The organism is Nitrospirota bacterium, assembly GCA_015233895.1.
Lineage (GTDB): Bacteria > Nitrospirota > Thermodesulfovibrionia > Thermodesulfovibrionales > Magnetobacteriaceae > Magnetomonas.
This window is the reverse complement of sequence record JADFXG010000009.1, coordinates 49854-65424: the sequence shown is the minus strand read 5'-3', so window position 1 is coordinate 65424 and position 15571 is coordinate 49854. Positions and strand designations below refer to the sequence as shown.

14 protein-coding genes are annotated in these 15571 nt (G+C 41.9%); 7 read left to right on the top strand and 7 right to left on the bottom strand.

All coding sequences use genetic code 11. The features are described from left to right. Window positions 1–48: 48 nt before the first annotated feature. The 7 genes from HQK88_08325 to HQK88_08295 all read right to left on the bottom strand — a co-directional run bounded on the left by HQK88_08325 (window position 49) and on the right by HQK88_08295 (window position 5060). A complete protein-coding gene (locus tag HQK88_08325; GenBank protein MBF0616807.1) occupies window positions 49–1635 on the bottom strand; it encodes an HDOD domain-containing protein in 1587 nt (528 codons plus the stop codon). A gap of 290 nt (window positions 1636–1925) precedes the next feature. Then, on the bottom strand, window positions 1926–2342 hold the full coding sequence (locus HQK88_08320) for a hypothetical protein (GenBank protein MBF0616806.1): 417 nt from the start codon (window positions 2340–2342) through the stop codon (window positions 1926–1928). A gap of 111 nt (window positions 2343–2453) precedes the next feature. After that, entirely contained in the window at window positions 2454–3254 is an 801-nt protein-coding gene (locus HQK88_08315; protein MBF0616805.1) for an ABC transporter permease, read from the bottom strand. Continuing rightward, window positions 3244–3573, bottom strand: a complete 330-nt coding sequence (locus tag HQK88_08310; protein MBF0616804.1) for an STAS domain-containing protein — start codon at window positions 3571–3573, stop codon at window positions 3244–3246. The genes HQK88_08315 and HQK88_08310 overlap by 11 nt, the downstream gene beginning before the upstream one ends. A gap of 162 nt (window positions 3574–3735) precedes the next feature. Further along, on the bottom strand, window positions 3736–4134 hold the full coding sequence (locus HQK88_08305) for a hypothetical protein (protein ID MBF0616803.1): 399 nt from the start codon (window positions 4132–4134) through the stop codon (window positions 3736–3738). 100 nt (window positions 4135–4234) lie between these two features. Continuing rightward, window positions 4235–4606 (bottom strand): hypothetical protein, encoded by a 372-nt coding sequence (locus HQK88_08300; GenBank protein ID MBF0616802.1) that lies wholly within the window; start codon window positions 4604–4606, stop codon window positions 4235–4237. Between the two features lie 10 nt (window positions 4607–4616). After that, entirely contained in the window at window positions 4617–5060 is a 444-nt protein-coding gene (locus HQK88_08295; GenBank protein MBF0616801.1) for a hypothetical protein, read from the bottom strand. 291 nt (window positions 5061–5351) lie between these two features. Between HQK88_08295 and HQK88_08290 the strand changes: the two genes are divergently transcribed. The 7 genes from HQK88_08290 to HQK88_08260 all read left to right on the top strand — a co-directional run bounded on the left by HQK88_08290 (window position 5352) and on the right by HQK88_08260 (window position 15489). Then, window positions 5352–9614 (top strand): hypothetical protein, encoded by a 4263-nt coding sequence (locus HQK88_08290; GenBank protein MBF0616800.1) that lies wholly within the window; start codon window positions 5352–5354, stop codon window positions 9612–9614. Continuing rightward, window positions 9611–10219 carry a type II secretion system protein gene (locus HQK88_08285; protein MBF0616799.1) on the top strand — a complete coding sequence of 203 codons (609 nt, stop codon included), beginning with the start codon at window positions 9611–9613 and terminating at the stop codon, window positions 10217–10219. Before HQK88_08290 ends, HQK88_08285 begins: the two co-directional genes overlap by 4 nt. A gap of 7 nt (window positions 10220–10226) precedes the next feature. After that, window positions 10227–10829, top strand: coding sequence for a prepilin-type N-terminal cleavage/methylation domain-containing protein (locus HQK88_08280; protein ID MBF0616798.1), 603 nt, complete (start codon window positions 10227–10229; stop codon window positions 10827–10829). Window positions 10830–10831: 2 nt separating this feature from the next. Beyond that, entirely contained in the window at window positions 10832–11980 is a 1149-nt protein-coding gene (locus HQK88_08275; protein ID MBF0616797.1) for a prepilin-type N-terminal cleavage/methylation domain-containing protein, read from the top strand. 14 nt (window positions 11981–11994) lie between these two features. Continuing rightward, a complete protein-coding gene (locus HQK88_08270; GenBank protein ID MBF0616796.1) occupies window positions 11995–12606 on the top strand; it encodes a hypothetical protein in 612 nt (203 codons plus the stop codon). Window positions 12607–12676: 70 nt separating this feature from the next. After that, a complete protein-coding gene (locus HQK88_08265; protein MBF0616795.1) occupies window positions 12677–14125 on the top strand; it encodes a HAMP domain-containing protein in 1449 nt (482 codons plus the stop codon). Further along, window positions 14107–15489, top strand: a complete 1383-nt coding sequence (locus HQK88_08260) for a sigma-54-dependent Fis family transcriptional regulator (protein ID MBF0616794.1) — start codon at window positions 14107–14109, stop codon at window positions 15487–15489. Before HQK88_08265 ends, HQK88_08260 begins: the two co-directional genes overlap by 19 nt. Window positions 15490–15571: the final 82 nt, after the last annotated feature.

The following is a 15571-nucleotide window of genomic DNA, read 5'->3' as shown; positions in this document are numbered from 1 at the left end:
CTCAAACATGGGACAGGGGTTAAGTACTGCATATTTGTATGTTTTGGACTATTTACGTTTTTGGATAGCCATTATGGCCTGGTTTCTGAGAGTTTTAATAAGGGTCAACTGATGCGGCGGAATCTGTATATCACCGGCTTTAGGCTTATCTGCATAAATTAACCCTATGGGCTTATTATTAACAACTATGGGCAAAAGCAAAAATGTCTGGGCATTAATGTATTTTCTGTACCAATCAGGAATACGCGACTTAAAACGCGGGTCATTAATGTTACCTATAACAACGTCAGTGTTTCGCAAAATGGCAAGATTAAAAATATCTGAAGCATCATTTAATAAAAATCTGAACCTCTTTATTATCTCATCGGTATCTGAGCCAAAGCCAAAACGCCCCACCATTTCAGTGCTGCCTGTGCTTCCCACGTTTTTTATACAAATTAAAACTCTGGAAAAATTCATTCCACGGAACATTATCTCAAGAATTGTCCGTAGTATATCATTTATAGAGGTGTTTTCCATAAGAGAATTTGCTACCTCCTGAATACCATTAGACAACACCTCATCGGGAGTCTCTTCAGGTTCTTTATCATCAACTCCGCCCATAAGCCGTATAAACTGAGTATCGTCAAGCTCCACGTGTTCCTCATCGGTGGGAGAGACCATAACACCCTCAGACACATCATCCAGTTGGGCATCGCTTATCACGCCACTGATTTTCTTAAGAAAATCACTCTCTCCGATACTTAATTTCATGGTCCTGACAAACGTGCCCAAATCCTTAAGCGCCGTATCCAGTATCCCAGTCATAGCCTTTTCAGAAAACTGAAAGCAATCGGCATAACGCTTAAGAATGTTTTTCAGAACCTGAGGGTTTGCCTTTATCTCAGCCATTTTATCACAGATTTCAGTAGATAAATTTACGAGGGTTTTTATCTTATCATCGTGTGTTACAGGGGCAGTTACAGGGCCGGATGGAACCTTGTGCATCGCTGTTATTAGTTTATCCGGCAGATTCCAGCTCTGTGCCATAGCCACAGCAATGTCCTCGTATGTTGCTCCCAGCACCTCTTTAGCGGCGCTGTGCTCGGTAAGATTTGCTATGGTCATTTCTTCTCTGATTTTCTTCCTGTGATCGGGTAAATAAAAAGAAACAAGAAGCCGTCCAAGATTGTGGAATATGGAGCCTAAAAATGCCTCCTCGGTGTCCTCTATGCCTACTTTTGCAGCCATACCCTTGGCAATCAACCCGGACATAAAAGTAGATAGCACTGTTTCCTTAAGCTCTTTTGCAAGATTTTTGTTAGTCAGGTTTTCAAACAAAAGAAGGGTCACGGCAGCACTTTTTACCTGCTCATAACCAAGCACAAACACAGCGCGTGATATTGTGCCGATTTTCCCTCCAAGTTGGTAGTTGATATAAAACACGCTGTTTACAAGCCTGAGAAGCTTACTGGTAAGGGCAAAATCATCTAAAATAGTACTTGTCAGCTCTGTAATGGATGTATCATTTACCGATGATGTTTGCTTTTTCACTATGTCAACAGTACGTGACATGGCTGGAAAGTCATTCCTTTCCTTAGCACGGCTCATCAGGAGTTCTATCGTTTTTTGTTTTGAAGGCTGCGGATTACCCATCACACCCGCTCACACCTTGATTAATAACTAAACACTCCGACATCTGCGCATTATAACAAATTTTGTTACAAAAAGCCACACTTTTTCTTTTAATGATTATTGAACCGGTAACGAGAATAATTCAGAAACACGATATTAAAAAACTCTCAATATGCAACAATTGCTATTAGGATATGGACAGTACCAGTCTGACAGACAGACAACGTCTAAGGGAAAGGGGTGAGACAAACTTGCAGTAATTGGGCAACACCCCTATCCCTTAATTAACTCAGCATTTTAATGATTTACTATTAGACTCCGATTTTGGCAACATTTGCAAATTCCTTTGTTGCCTCCATCATGGCTTTGAGGTAATTCTGAGACTCTTCACTCATTTTTATGCCTTTTTCTTTCATGCTGTTCATGTAGGTTTCCCATTCATTCTTACTTGCTACAGCCTTTGGATTTTTGAGAAACTTTAATGTGCTGTCTGCAGCCTCTGACATTACGTTTGCCATACTGTCTGTGCCCATCATGGTGACGTAGTACTTCTTCATGGCTTCAAGCACTGCGCCTGCGCATGTCTTGGTATCGTCGCACATATCGATACCCATCTTCTTAGATTCTGATATAAAATTCATCCAGGCTGTATGATCCCACTGTCCCTTGTTCATATCTACAAACTTTGTAGCCATTCCCATAAAATCCTTCATTGTTTTCACAACCATTGTTTCCTCCATTTTAGCTGGTTAATAAAAAAAAGGCAGCACTTTGCAATTTAGATAAATGATAACATAACCAAATTAATTATTTCAAGACTTTTTTTCAAGACGTATAATCTACAAAAAGTAGTAAAAAAGAGCGGTAAAAAAGAAGTCGAAAAATATAACCATAAAAATGGATGAAACAACGCTTGCAGTGGTTCTTAAGCCAACCTCCTCGGCACTGCCCTTAACTTTAAACCCGTGGTAGGCCCCAACTATTGTAATTACCACGCCAAATGCCCACGCTTTCATTAGCCCTGTGAGAAAATCCTTCAACTGCAAGGCGTTTAATGTCTGATCTATATAGAGACCTGAATTAAGTTCAAGTTCGGTAACGGAAACGCTAAAACCGCCAAAGATAGCCGTTAAATCAAAAATTGCCGTAAGTACCGGCTGCATAATCATAAGCGCTATGAGCTTGGGGACAATCAAAAACCTGATGGGATTTATCCCCATGCTGATGAGAGCATCAACCTCCTCAGCCGCCTTCATTGAGCCAATCTCTGCGGCAAATGCCGACCCACTCCTGCCAGCCACTATTATTGCACCCAGTATGGGCCCAAGCTCTCTTGTCACCGATACCCCGACAAGATTGGCCACATAGATAAGCGCTCCAAATGCCTTTAACTGATACGCCGACTGTAATGCCAAAATCACCCCTACAAAATACGATATTATAAGCACCGTGGGAACCGAATCGTATCCGGTTTTGACTATCTCAGAAATCGTTGCCCTAATGCGCACAGGTTTGCCCTTAAGTGGCGAGATCAGAGTCCAGTAAAACACATCATTAACTAAAACCGATACATCATGCAGCACCTCCCTTACCGAGATGCCTTTTTCACCAACCAGAGCTAAAAACCTCTTATAATACAACGGCCTGCTCCATATCGGTATAGATTTCAAAAAAACGGTCGAGTTTTGAAAAATTAAAAACTTTGTTTACTTTGGCAGAAACGTACACAAAGCGCAGTCTGCCTCCGTAGCTGGACATCTCTCTTAATACCTCCACAAATGTGGCTACCCCTGAGCTGTCTATATCCACAGCATCTCTCATGTTTACCACTATGATTGAGGTCTTTTTCCTGACAAGTGTAATTATAGTCTCCCTCAAATAAGGAGATGTATAAAGGTTAATCTCACCTGCTACATTTATAACAGCAGCATTTCCTCTTATTTCCACATTTGTTTTCATAATAGGGTGAGATTATTTCAAAAAAGTTTTTTTCATTTTATTATGCGTTTATTTTAGCGGCTAAAGGTAAAGAAAAGTCAAGGAGCTGGTTGGTTGAATTTATGAAGTTAACTGCATGGGCAATAAAACCCTAAATCTGGTATCTTTTAAAGTTTATTTCCATTACGCTATGATTTTTTCTTTTCTCAAAATATCTTTAACTTGCCTTTCAACATCTTCCTTAAGCCACTCTGACATCAGTTTCTTATATCCATCCCTGTCAAATATATAGACAGAAGGATTATTCTTCAACTCGTCTCTTATTATAGTTTTAACCTCGTCTCTGTCAGGCTTTTGGGCTAAATCTCTTTTAATGACCTGAATGTCACCGTCCATACGCTTGATATCTCCATCCATACGCTTGATATCTTCACCCATACGCTTCTGCTCATTATCAAGCCTGTCAACCTTAGTCTCAAGACTGTCAAGTCTGGTCTCAATTCCGTCAAGCCGCTGTACAACCGGAGCAATGACCTCTTTCATTGCATCAACTATCTCGCTTTTAATATATTTCTTTTCCATGCCCCATCTCCATTGTCCTATACTAACAGAATTAGTTTTTTAAATCAAATAGTTTTTTTAGTTTACTTTCCACATCTTCCTGAATACAAGGAGACAGACTTTAATTATTAAAAGGTTTTCCATCGTCTAAGGTATAGATCTCCTCTTCAGGTTCTTTCAGAAAATCAAATACAGGATTGGCAGCGGCACAACGGCGCCATTCATTTTCATTTATATCAAAAACCTCTTCATATCCGTGCGGCTTTACTCTGCAAGTTTTTAGTATGGATACGGTATCTTTAAGGGATTTATTAAAATCAGGATCTGAGCAAAGTATAACTTCCGGCGTATTTTTTTCTTTTATTTGTTTCAAATTCAGAATAAACCCTCTAAAAATATCGGATACTGTAATCCTTTGCTCTTTTGCAAAAGTAGTTATATATTTTTTCAATTCCGAATCTATTGTTACATTAATCTTTTCCTTTTTTATCATGTAACTGGGATTATGCGATGATTCTTTCTTTTTTCAAAATATCTTTAACTTGTTTTTCATGATTTTCTTCTTTATGCCACTCTGACACAAGCCCCTTTAATCCATCCCTGTCAAAAATATATACAGAAGGATTATTTTTTAACTCGTCTCTTATTATAGTTTTAACCTCGTCTCTGTCAGGTTTTTGAGCTAAATCTTTTTTAATCATTTGAATGTCCCCATCCATACGCTGAATGTCTCCATCCAACCGCTTGATGTCGCCACTCATTTGCTTGACATCACCATCCAACCGCTTGATGTCGCCACTCATTTGCTTGACATCACCATCCAACCGCTTGATGTCCTCGCCCATACGCTTCTGCTCTTGCTCAATTCCGTCAAGCCGCTGTACAACCGGAGCAATGACATCCTTCATTGCCTCAACTATCTCGCTTTTAATATATTTCTTTTCCATGCCTCATCTCCATTGACTTATTTTATCAGAAACAATTGTTAAAATCAAATATTTTTTGTCTGAACCATGATTTTAATGATTTAAAGAATACTGTGATTAAAAAATGTAACATGATAAAAAATATTTGGTTACGCAACGCCGGTTTGTAGTTTAAAATGGTAATAAAATCCCCTAAAAATCATAGTCCATCATTCAATCAAAAAAATCATAGTTCAGATTCCCTTTTCTTTTCATGATTTTTTCACGTTGTTATGCTTTAATATGGTTAGTCGTGAAAAAGGGGGATTTTAGTTGGAATACATTAAATATAACGAAAAAATGATAAAGAATCAGCCGGAGAGTAACATCTTACGGCTCGGAGGAGATATGAAAAAGGCTTTTTTTATAACTAGTGTAGTAGTGTCTTTCATGGCTTTGCTTCTTGTATATGACGTAAGGCTCTCTTATGCAGTGTCGCATAGCACGACAACTTATCAGTCAACCACTACTTATCAGTCAACCACTACTTATAAGTCAACCACTACTTATCAGTCAAGCACCACTACTTATCAGTCAACAACTACTTATCAGTCAACCACTACTTATCAGTCGTCAAGCACCACAGCATCGAGCACTACTACTACAACCACAGCAACGACTACAACGACAACAGCAGTTACAACTCAAATGAATAACTTCTGTGCAACGCCGCCATTTATAACCGGCAATGTAACACCCAATGTTATGATACTACTAGATAATTCTTTAAGTATGAAAGACTTTGCCTATATGGATAACAATACTGCTACGACTCCCTCTTCTACTACGGCTGGAGACTGCAGCAGTTCATCATACCCATGCTATCTATTCGGGGCATCAGGAACGTATCCAACCTATACTTATTATGGTTATTTTGATCCAAACTACTGGTACGCATATAACAGTACAGCCGGTAACGGATATTTCTACCCTACAAACCCAAAAACAGGCAGTGGGATAGCTGGAGAAACGACAAAAGCAAGCACCGAGTGGGACGGCACTTTTCTCAACTGGCTTACTATGCGCCGTACAGATATACTGAAAAAAGCGCTGACTGGAGGTAATTTTGACAACACTACCGTATCAGGCGGCTACGAGCGGCTTTTGGGTATAGACGGCTCCGGCTTCGGAGGGACTAACAAATATATACAAAACGCCTCATCTTATACACCGTACTCCGGTCAGGCTTATATCAGTTTTATATCTCCAAGCTCCTCCTGCACCGGAAATATCGGAGAAGGATGTTTTCGGATATATACTACAAACGGTAATTGCGGCACAAACGGAACTGGAGGCAGTTGCACCTTAACTCAGACATCCCAGGGATACTTCAACGTTAAAGTGCGTGTTTCTGATAACACAACAGGACTGGTCCAGAAATTTGGCAATAAAGTTCGGATGGGCTTAGCCTTTTACGCGGATATGTCAGGTAGTGGTGCCATCATTCAGGATTATGTCTCAACGTCAAGTTATAACTCCATCGTAACTCACATAAACTCTATGGACCCTAGTACAGCCACTCCTCTTGCTGAGTCCCTATGGTCTATAGTAGGGTACTTTGCCCAAGTTGGGAGTGTTGCTTCCAACTTAAGCTCAGCAACCACATCCACTAATTCAACAACAGGCCCTAAGTACAGTTCATCCTCATACACCATAAGCAGCACTGTGGATCCTTACTATAACTACACAGACGCTCTTGGTAATACCGTTTATGCCCCATGCGCTAAGAGCTTTGTAATATTACTGACAGATGGTGAGCCTTCTTATGATGGCAGTATTCCATCCAGTCTTGCAGACTATGCTGCTGGCAGGTCTAAATTCAATTGCACCAATTCAGGTTCTCCTGCTGTGGGTTCATGCCCTCAAGTAACAGTTGGGTCATATACGTTTCCAGCAACATCACAACTTTCACAAGATTTGAGCGGCATCAGCGGTCGTGTGGCAGGGCTTGAGGATGTAGCCCTTTACATGCATACAAATGATCTGAGAGGTTCAAAGTGGAGTAACTACGTTGGAGGTTCAAGCAGTACTGATAACCTTACCCAAAACCTTACCCTGTTTACCGTATATGCATTCGGCACTGGTTCCACCTTTCTTAAATATGCAACAATAAACGGCTCTTTCAACGACTTAAACAAAGATGGCATTCCTTCTGACAATACGACAAATGAGTGGGATTCTAACGGAAACGGTACTCCCGATAATTATTTTGAGGCTAATGAGGGCGCTGAAATTGAGGCCAGTATAGAGAGTGCATTTAACTCTATTTTGTCAAAGGCTGCCTCTGGCACATCCGCATCGGTTTTGGCAGATAAAGGCAAGCAAGGGGCAAACATACTTCAGGCCGCTTTTTACCCTCAGAATCCCATCGGTGACCAGGATTTAACATGGATTGGATATTTACACAACCTCTGGCTCTATAACACATCCAAAGCTCAAAATATAAGAGAGGAGACCCCGCCAAAGGACTATAAACTAAACGTAATAAAAGATAAAATTATTAGCTTCGATTATACAAACGGTCAGCTTGTAATAAGCCAATATAATAGCTATGACAACGGCACGGCTACTTCAACAACTCCCGTATCAACAACTACTCTTGACGATCTGAATGATATCTGGGAGGCAGGGCTCCTCCTCTTTAACCGCACAGATAGTGAAACAAACTCTAACAGACGTATGATTTACGTCTATGACAACACAACTGTCACAGGAAGCACTAGCGCCTTAACTGAGTTCACAACAGCAAATAAGGCTGTGTTTCAAAGTTATATGGGCTCATCAACATCACTAAATGGCACTTCAAATTTTAATGATGTCATCAAGTATATCAGAGGGACCGACAAAACCGGCCTTAGAAACCGTACAACCACAATAGGTGATAATACAACCACATGGAAACTCGGAGACATTGTCTATTCAACCCCATTGCTTGAAACGTATGACAATTACACGGTTGTATATGCTGGCGGAAATGACGGCATGTTACACGCTTTTGAACTGGGACTGCTGTCAAAGTCCAATTTGGGCACTAATGAGGTGGCTGCCCTTACCGGAAACACAGCCGATTTCGGCAAAGAGCTTTGGTCGTTTATTCCACGGAATGCACTGCCCTATCTGCGTTATTTAGCAGACCCTAAGTACTGTCACTTGTATTATACAGATTTACAGTCATACATCTACAAACCTACTACCTCTCAAAAAATACTGATTGGAGGGATGAGACTTGGCGGGGCCTGCGGCTGCCCATCCTCTGGTACCTGCGACTCAAATATAATACAGCCGCCAACAGATACCTGTTCAAATTCAAAGGCAACGGACGGCTCATGCGTCGGCCTTTCTTCATATTATGCGCTGGACATAACAAACCCGGCAGCGCCAAAGTTTTTGTGGGAGTTTTCACACCCTCTGCTTGGGTATTCGCTTTCCGGCCCGGCGGTTATTAAAACCAGCGGCGGCACCTATGTGATGTTTCTAAACGGACCTCAGAGCTACACCGGATATTCGGCTCAGAATCTGGAATATTTTGTCATAAAGCTCAACTCCAATATGACCAGAGATATGACTTTCAACTCTGGTGCCCCATACATCTATGATTTTGGGAACAGCCTCAAAAACGGCTACGGCGGCAGATTATTCACAACAGGTTTAGATATGAACGGTGATGGATACACCGACTATGTCGTGTTTGGTTATGTTTTGGGGGCAAACGCCACCACAGGGCTTAAAGGAGGTCTCATAAACGTATGGACAGGAGGCGACCCTACAAATAAGTGTACTGGTACTTGCACCGGTTGGTCGAATTGCTGGAATGTTGACCAAAACTTCTTTACTGGCGGCATTGCAAACAGGCCGGTGACTTCAAAAATAGTAATTGGGAAGTGTTTTTTCTCAACTACCAATACGTACTATGTGTTTGGCGGGTCGGGACGCTATATGACCCCAACTGATACATCATTTTCCACTGACCAGATATTTGGTATTCCAATGAGCGGATGCCAGGCAAACGGCTGCTGCGGTAATGTAAACAGCGCAAACTCCAATGCCGATGCTTGTACTAAGGCTTCCAGCGGAGACTACAGGGCATGGAGTAAGAGTCTCTGTGACGCTTATACAGCAGGAACAGGTTCAACCACATCGAGTTGCTATGATGCTACCACCTCCTATCTGGCTGAAAGAGATATATCTGATCCTACAGTTGATTCAACTCAGAATATAGTTCTGTTTGCATCAACACGTCCGTCAAGCAATCTTTGCTCCTTTGGTGGTGAATCCCGTGCATGGTCACTTAACTGTGCAACAGGGCAAGCGTTAACCGACAACTGTACATCAGCCCTTAGTGTGAAAAATCCGCAAGGAACGCTGTTTTTGCAGCTTTCAACGGCTCAAATTAAACAACTGGGTGTTTCCTCAAGCTTTGGCAACGCAGACGGCTCCTCCGGGTGGTTTTCAGGCATAACCCCTGAGTCCGCTCCACCGTTTGTCTCTCCGGGAGGAGCTAAAATTGGAGCCAAGATACATTGGATAGAAAGATGAAAAGGCAGGGCTTTTCCCTTATTGAGGTTATCGTTGTGGTTTCTATAATGGGGATACTCATAACCCTGTTTGTAACCACATTTACCGGTCAAAGGTCAAAAAACACGATTGAAGGCAACATCAAACTTTTATATTCTGACCTTGCTGAGATGAGGGTTAAGGCTATGGCTGAAAACAAGGCTTATGGAATAGCATGGACTCTGTCAGCCAGTAACGATTTCCAGAGTTATAACATGAATGGTGATACAAACTCTAATGACAACATAACCGACACCGGAGGATTCGTTACCATCAGAACCACAACACTTAGTGGAACCTACCCTGTTGCTCCTCTTTCAACAATGCTGATAACGAGCATTACCTTCAATAACAAGGGAATCTGTATGAACGCTGAGTGTTCAAGCACTCCAGGATTTCAACTTTACAGCAGTTGCACAGACTGTGACAGTAGCGGTTTACCTGCAGATACATCAGTTAATTGTGATAACATAAACTATCCTGAATACTCGTGCTTGTTTGTATCCAGTACGAGGATAAAAATGGGCAAATGGTGTGACTCAAATGGAAATGGAACGTTTGACAGCGGCGAATGTACTATTAAATAGGGGGATAATGGTGTCAATAATAAATGGAAATATGCTTACAAAGTTAACTCCGGTAGAAAGTTTACTGTCTGCTAGGTATATATGGAAAAAGACTGGATTCCCGCTCGTAGGCGGGAATGACAGAGGAGAGGATTTTTTTTCTGTCATTCCTTTTTCTTTTTTTGTCATTCCTGCGAAGGCAGGAATCCAGTATTTTATTAGCGGAGTTAACTACAAAGGCATCAAAGAAAATAGCGGTTTTACACTCATAGAGGCACTGATGTCTATGCTTATTTTAACAGTTGTGCTGTTAGGGCTTTTACAGGCTATAATTATATCGGCTGATGCAACAACAAAAAATCTCCTCAGAGATAATGCCGTAAATGTGGCAAAGCAGGAGATTGAAGCTCAGCGAAACATTGCCTCAATTTCCGCGAGTGGTGTTGCTGCCGTTGTTACAAATTCAAATTATACCGTAAACAGTGCCATTAAAAATTATAATATAACCTACACCCTAAACAGAACTATAACCTATATGGCTGACAGTGCAAGAGTTGACCTTTATATAAATTGGATATATAAGGGGCAAACCTATACCTATAACACGTCAACAATTATAGGAACGTACTGACTATGAAACTACGGATGGCAGCAATGAAAAAAAACGCATTTACTCTTGTTGAACTAATAGTAGCGCTTTTTATACTTTCGGCAATACTTGCCGCTACTTTTGCCACTTTTATCACGCTTTCAAAGAGCTTTAAGTCAGAAACTAAGCTGACAGAAACCCAGATAGAAGATGTCCTTGGTCTTAACATACTGAGATACGACTTAGAAATGGCAGGTTACGGTCTTCCATGGACACTGCCTGGAGCGCCATCGCCAGCTATATCGGAGGCCGCAAGTGACGGCACTTACACTGTCAACCCAAACACATTCAACGATGCAGCACCCAATGCACCCAGAGCAGTCATCATTAGTAATAATGCCGGAGATGGCGGCTCTGACGTACTTGTAATAAAATCACTTGTTGCAACAACAGGTAACACAAGTAGCACTAATAGCTTGACTAAGAAATACACTGTAAGATATAAAGTAGCCGGCGTTGGAACAACTCAGACATGGAATGACACAACAAGGGATTTCCAAAACGGCGATAAAGTAATTGTATTGAATACTGGAACTTCCCCACCTGTGTCAAGAACTTTACAGCAACAAGCAGGCTGTAACTGGTACACAACGTGGCCTGGAAGTGCCGCTTGTTTTGATCCCGGCTCAGCCACAGATGTTAATTTAATATACGGGCTAAGTACGACAACGCCTCGTATGCCCTATAACCGTGTGGATTATTTCCTTAAGAGGCCTGCCTCATTCTCTTCAAAATGTCACCAGAGTTCATACACTCTCTACAGGGGTGTGATTAATCAATCAGACGGCAAAAGAACCGAACAACCAATAATGGATTGTGTTTTAGATTTTCAGGCAGCCTTAGGTCTTAATATAGCTGGTGCACTTACGTGGGTTTCAGCCTCCGGTGCAGTGGGCTCTGCTACTGATTTGACCACTGCTGCCAACGTCCGTTCCTATCTGAGAGAGGTAAAGGTTTTCATTTTGCTTCAGGACGGGCAGTTTGATAAGGATTTCACTTATGCCTCCTCAAGCGTTGTCATTGGGGATAGCAATATAACTCTCAGGAATTACGATTTGACAGCTCTGACCAATTACCAGAACTATAAGTGGAAAGTGGTTACATTAGATGCTAAAACAGTTAACCTAAATTGAGGGAGTTTTTTTACATGAAAACCGAAAAAGGATTTGCATTGGTCTTAACGATGTTGTTTGCAGTTATGGCTTTAGCCTTTACGGGGGCGCTGATGTTTATGACTATACAGGGGACTAAGGTCTCAGGGTTGACTCAAAGGTATGCTACAGCGCTGGATGCCGGTAAGGGGCAGTCTGATGTGATGATGAATCTGGCTCTTAACACCCCATCAAAAACTGCCCCCGACTCTGGAAACCCACAAATGCCAAATTGCCTTGCTGCTAAACTTGCTTACGCAACTATAGGCAACAGCGTAGGGGACACCGCTGTCGGCGGCTACTCTAATGCGTGGTCAACAAGCTGTGTGGCCTTTACCCGGACAGGTGACTGCGTAGGCGTAACTACTACCTGCTCAGGGGCAAAAGATAACGTGACAGGCACTAACGCTAAAGACTGCCCCGATGTAGTTGCACAGTTGGGTGATTACTGCACATACAGTAAAATCATAGACGTTAAATATGCCGATGACGGCACAGGCAGCACTGGTTATCAGTTTTTGTACTACAGTATGGAAATCCGAACGGAAAGAATAAGTAATCCCAGTGAAAACTCACAAATAAGCTTTCTCTACAGAGTGCAGCAGTAACGTTTAGGGGAGTAAAAGAAATTACATCCTTAACCTACTGAGAAAGTACGTAGAAATGTTATAATTGCTAATGATTAAGAGGCTTTTTTTCATACCGTCCATAAAGATCCGCCTTATATTTATGATGATGCTCCTTACGATTATAGTAACAGCCTCGCTGATTTTTTTTAACCTTCAACTTGAAAAAAACCTTCTTTTGCAGGTAGAGCGTCAAACCGGTGAGCTTACGAAAGCTATCCAGATAGGGGTGGAGGAAATCACAGGAAAATCCGACAGAGCAAGGCTTTCCAAGTATCTGAAAAACCTGAATAAGAAAGGGATTAAAGAAATCTCGATAATCAGCACCGACTCAAAAGAGATACTGGCCAGCACAAACCAGTTAAAAGTTGGCGCTCCGGTTTCACACAGAAAAAAAGAACTCGTAATAAAAGCCGAACTGGGTGAACATGTCTCTGACGACGAAAAAAACTATAATGTCATAGTTCCAATAGTGGCCGATGGTCAGCAGTACGGCTACATTCATCTTATAATTAACAAAGAGGACCTGTCCTCCTTGATCAAACAAAACACGCTTAAGAGAATATTTATGACAATGCTTGTCTTTAGCATAGCTACTCTGATAACTTTGGTGTTTTCAAGACGTTACACCCTTCCTATTAAGCAGATAGCAGATGCCTCAAGACGCATCTCAGCAGGGGACTTAAACCAGCACATACCGGTTTACAGCAACGATGAAATAGGCCAACTGGCGGATAGTTTCAACTACATGGCGGAAAAACTGCGGGAAAGCAAAAATCTTGAAGATAAACTCCGTGATGCACAACACCTTGCAGGCCTTGTACAGTTAACCCGTGATATGGCTCATGAGATAAGAAATCCCCTTAACTTTATAAATCTGAGCATAGATTATATAAATGACAAATTTGCGCCTGTAGAAAATAACAATGCCAAACAGTTTACAAATCTTGTAGTCAGTATAAAACACGAAATTCAGAGACTCAATAAATTTGTAAACGGCTATCTGGATTTCAGCCGTCCTCTCACATTTACACTGATGCCGGTAAGAATAAACAGCGTGCTTGAAGACGTAATAGCGCTTATATGGGCAAAGGCAGAGGCAGAGGGTATCTTAATAATAAGAGACTATGACAATGACATAGAGCTAAAAGTTGATGAGGATTTCCTTAAGACCTGTATTATGAATATGATAACAAACGCCTTTCAGGCAATGTCAAACACAGGCAGAGCCGGAACACTGAAAATAGCGACAGTACACGCAGAGGAGTTTATGTTGTCAATATGCGACAACGGCTCCGGCATATCAGACGGGAACATGAAAAAAGTATTTGAACCGTTTTTTTCCACTAAGCAAAATCATCCAGGCCTTGGCCTTCCTATGACACTAAGGGTAATGGAGGAGCACGGGGGACGGGTAGAAATAGAAAGTAAGGAGGGAGAGGGCACTGAGGTAAGGTTAATCCTCCCATGCCCTTGTACAAAATTGTGTCCAGAATCATAATAATAGACGATGAACCGCTACAGCGGGATATTCTTAAAACCATTTTAGCAGATGAGGGGTATGAGGCCTTTACAGCAGACTCTGCTGAAAACGGTTTAAAACTCATAAACGAGTTAATTCCGGATGTGGTAATAACCGATTTAAAAATGGGAGGGATGACGGGAGTCCAGTTGCTTGACCATCTTCCCTACGAACCCCTAAGACCCGCTGTCGTTGTAATAACAGCATTTGGCACTATTTCAAGCGCCGTGGAGGCTATGAAAAAGGGCGCCTTTGATTATCTTACAAAACCTCTGGATAAGGACGTTATCCTGTTGATAGTGGCAAAGGCCGTTGAGAGAATGAATCTCCTGAGAGAAAACCTCCGTCTCCACAGTGAGCTCTATGATAAGTTTAAAATAGACGGTATCATCGGGCAGTCAAAGAAGTTAAAAGAGGTAATGGAGGTGGTTAAAAAGGTCACTCCTACCACAGCAACAGTCCTTATAAACGGAGAGAGCGGTACAGGCAAAGAACTGGTAGCCAGAGCGATTCACTATAACAGTTTAAGAAAAACCTGTCCTTTTACTGCCATTAACTGTGCTGCAATTCCGGATAACCTTATAGAAAGCGAGTTATTCGGTTATGAAGCGGGAGCCTTTACAGGCGCTACACACAGAAAGATTGGGCTCCTTGAATCCACCGACTCAGGGACTCTGTTTCTTGATGAAATCGGAGATATGCCGCTTCTTACTCAGACTAAGCTGCTCAGAGTGCTTCAGGACAAAGAGATCAGACGCCTCGGCGGCAAGGAAAGTATAAAGGTAAATGTGAGAATTATAGCTGCCACCAACAAGGACCTGGAAAAGGAAATTTCACAGGGCAAGTTCCGCGATGACCTGTACTATCGTCTTAAAGTAGTGACAATTTCACTGCCCTCACTGTCTGAACGAAAAGAGGATATTCCCCTTTTGGTTGAGTTTTTTATAGAAAAGCACAACGAGGAATTCGGAAAACAGGTGACAGGTTTAAATGACAGTGCGCTTAAGCACCTGATGGACTACCACTGGCCCGGTAACATCAGACAACTGAGTGCTGTCATAGAACGTGCTGTGCTTATGACAGACGGCAGCGTCATAAGCCTTGACGATATAAAGGGAGAGCTTAAAACACCGGAGGGTAATGGGGTACTTAACATTGAAATCCCTGATGAGGGAATAAATTTTGAAGAACTGGAAAGGGAACTCCTAAAGAAAGCTATGATAAAGGCAAATAATGTGGCAGCGCGGGCAGCCAGGTTCCTTGGTATGAGTTATAAGACATTTTGGTACAGACTCGAAAAGTTTGGGTTAAACTCTGGCGGGACAAGACCACCAAAAGACTAACCACAAAAGCCGCATTCAATTGCCTAACTTCGTTGGCATGCCAAAAGTAGGGGCGAATAATTATTCGCCCCTACAAAGTACG

Excerpts from the sequence above, each read along its gene's own strand:
- HQK88_08325 (MBF0616807.1), bottom strand. The coding sequence starts at position 1,635 with ATGGGTAATCCGCAGCCTTCAAAACAAAAAACGATAGAACTCCTGATG.
- HQK88_08320 (MBF0616806.1), bottom strand. The coding sequence starts at position 2,342 with ATGGTTGTGAAAACAATGAAGGATTTTATGGGAATGGCTACAAAGTTT.
- HQK88_08310 (MBF0616804.1), bottom strand. The coding sequence starts at position 3,573 with ATGAAAACAAATGTGGAAATAAGAGGAAATGCTGCTGTTATAAATGTA.
- HQK88_08305 (MBF0616803.1), bottom strand. The coding sequence starts at position 4,134 with ATGGAAAAGAAATATATTAAAAGCGAGATAGTTGATGCAATGAAAGAG.
- HQK88_08300 (MBF0616802.1), bottom strand. The coding sequence starts at position 4,606 with ATGATAAAAAAGGAAAAGATTAATGTAACAATAGATTCGGAATTGAAA.
- HQK88_08295 (MBF0616801.1), bottom strand. The coding sequence starts at position 5,060 with ATGGAAAAGAAATATATTAAAAGCGAGATAGTTGAGGCAATGAAGGAT.
- HQK88_08285 (MBF0616799.1), top strand. The coding sequence starts at position 9,611 with ATGAAAAGGCAGGGCTTTTCCCTTATTGAGGTTATCGTTGTGGTTTCT.
- HQK88_08280 (MBF0616798.1), top strand. The coding sequence starts at position 10,227 with ATGGTGTCAATAATAAATGGAAATATGCTTACAAAGTTAACTCCGGTA.
- HQK88_08275 (MBF0616797.1), top strand. The coding sequence starts at position 10,832 with ATGAAACTACGGATGGCAGCAATGAAAAAAAACGCATTTACTCTTGTT.
- HQK88_08270 (MBF0616796.1), top strand. The coding sequence starts at position 11,995 with ATGAAAACCGAAAAAGGATTTGCATTGGTCTTAACGATGTTGTTTGCA.
- HQK88_08265 (MBF0616795.1), top strand. The coding sequence starts at position 12,677 with ATGATTAAGAGGCTTTTTTTCATACCGTCCATAAAGATCCGCCTTATA.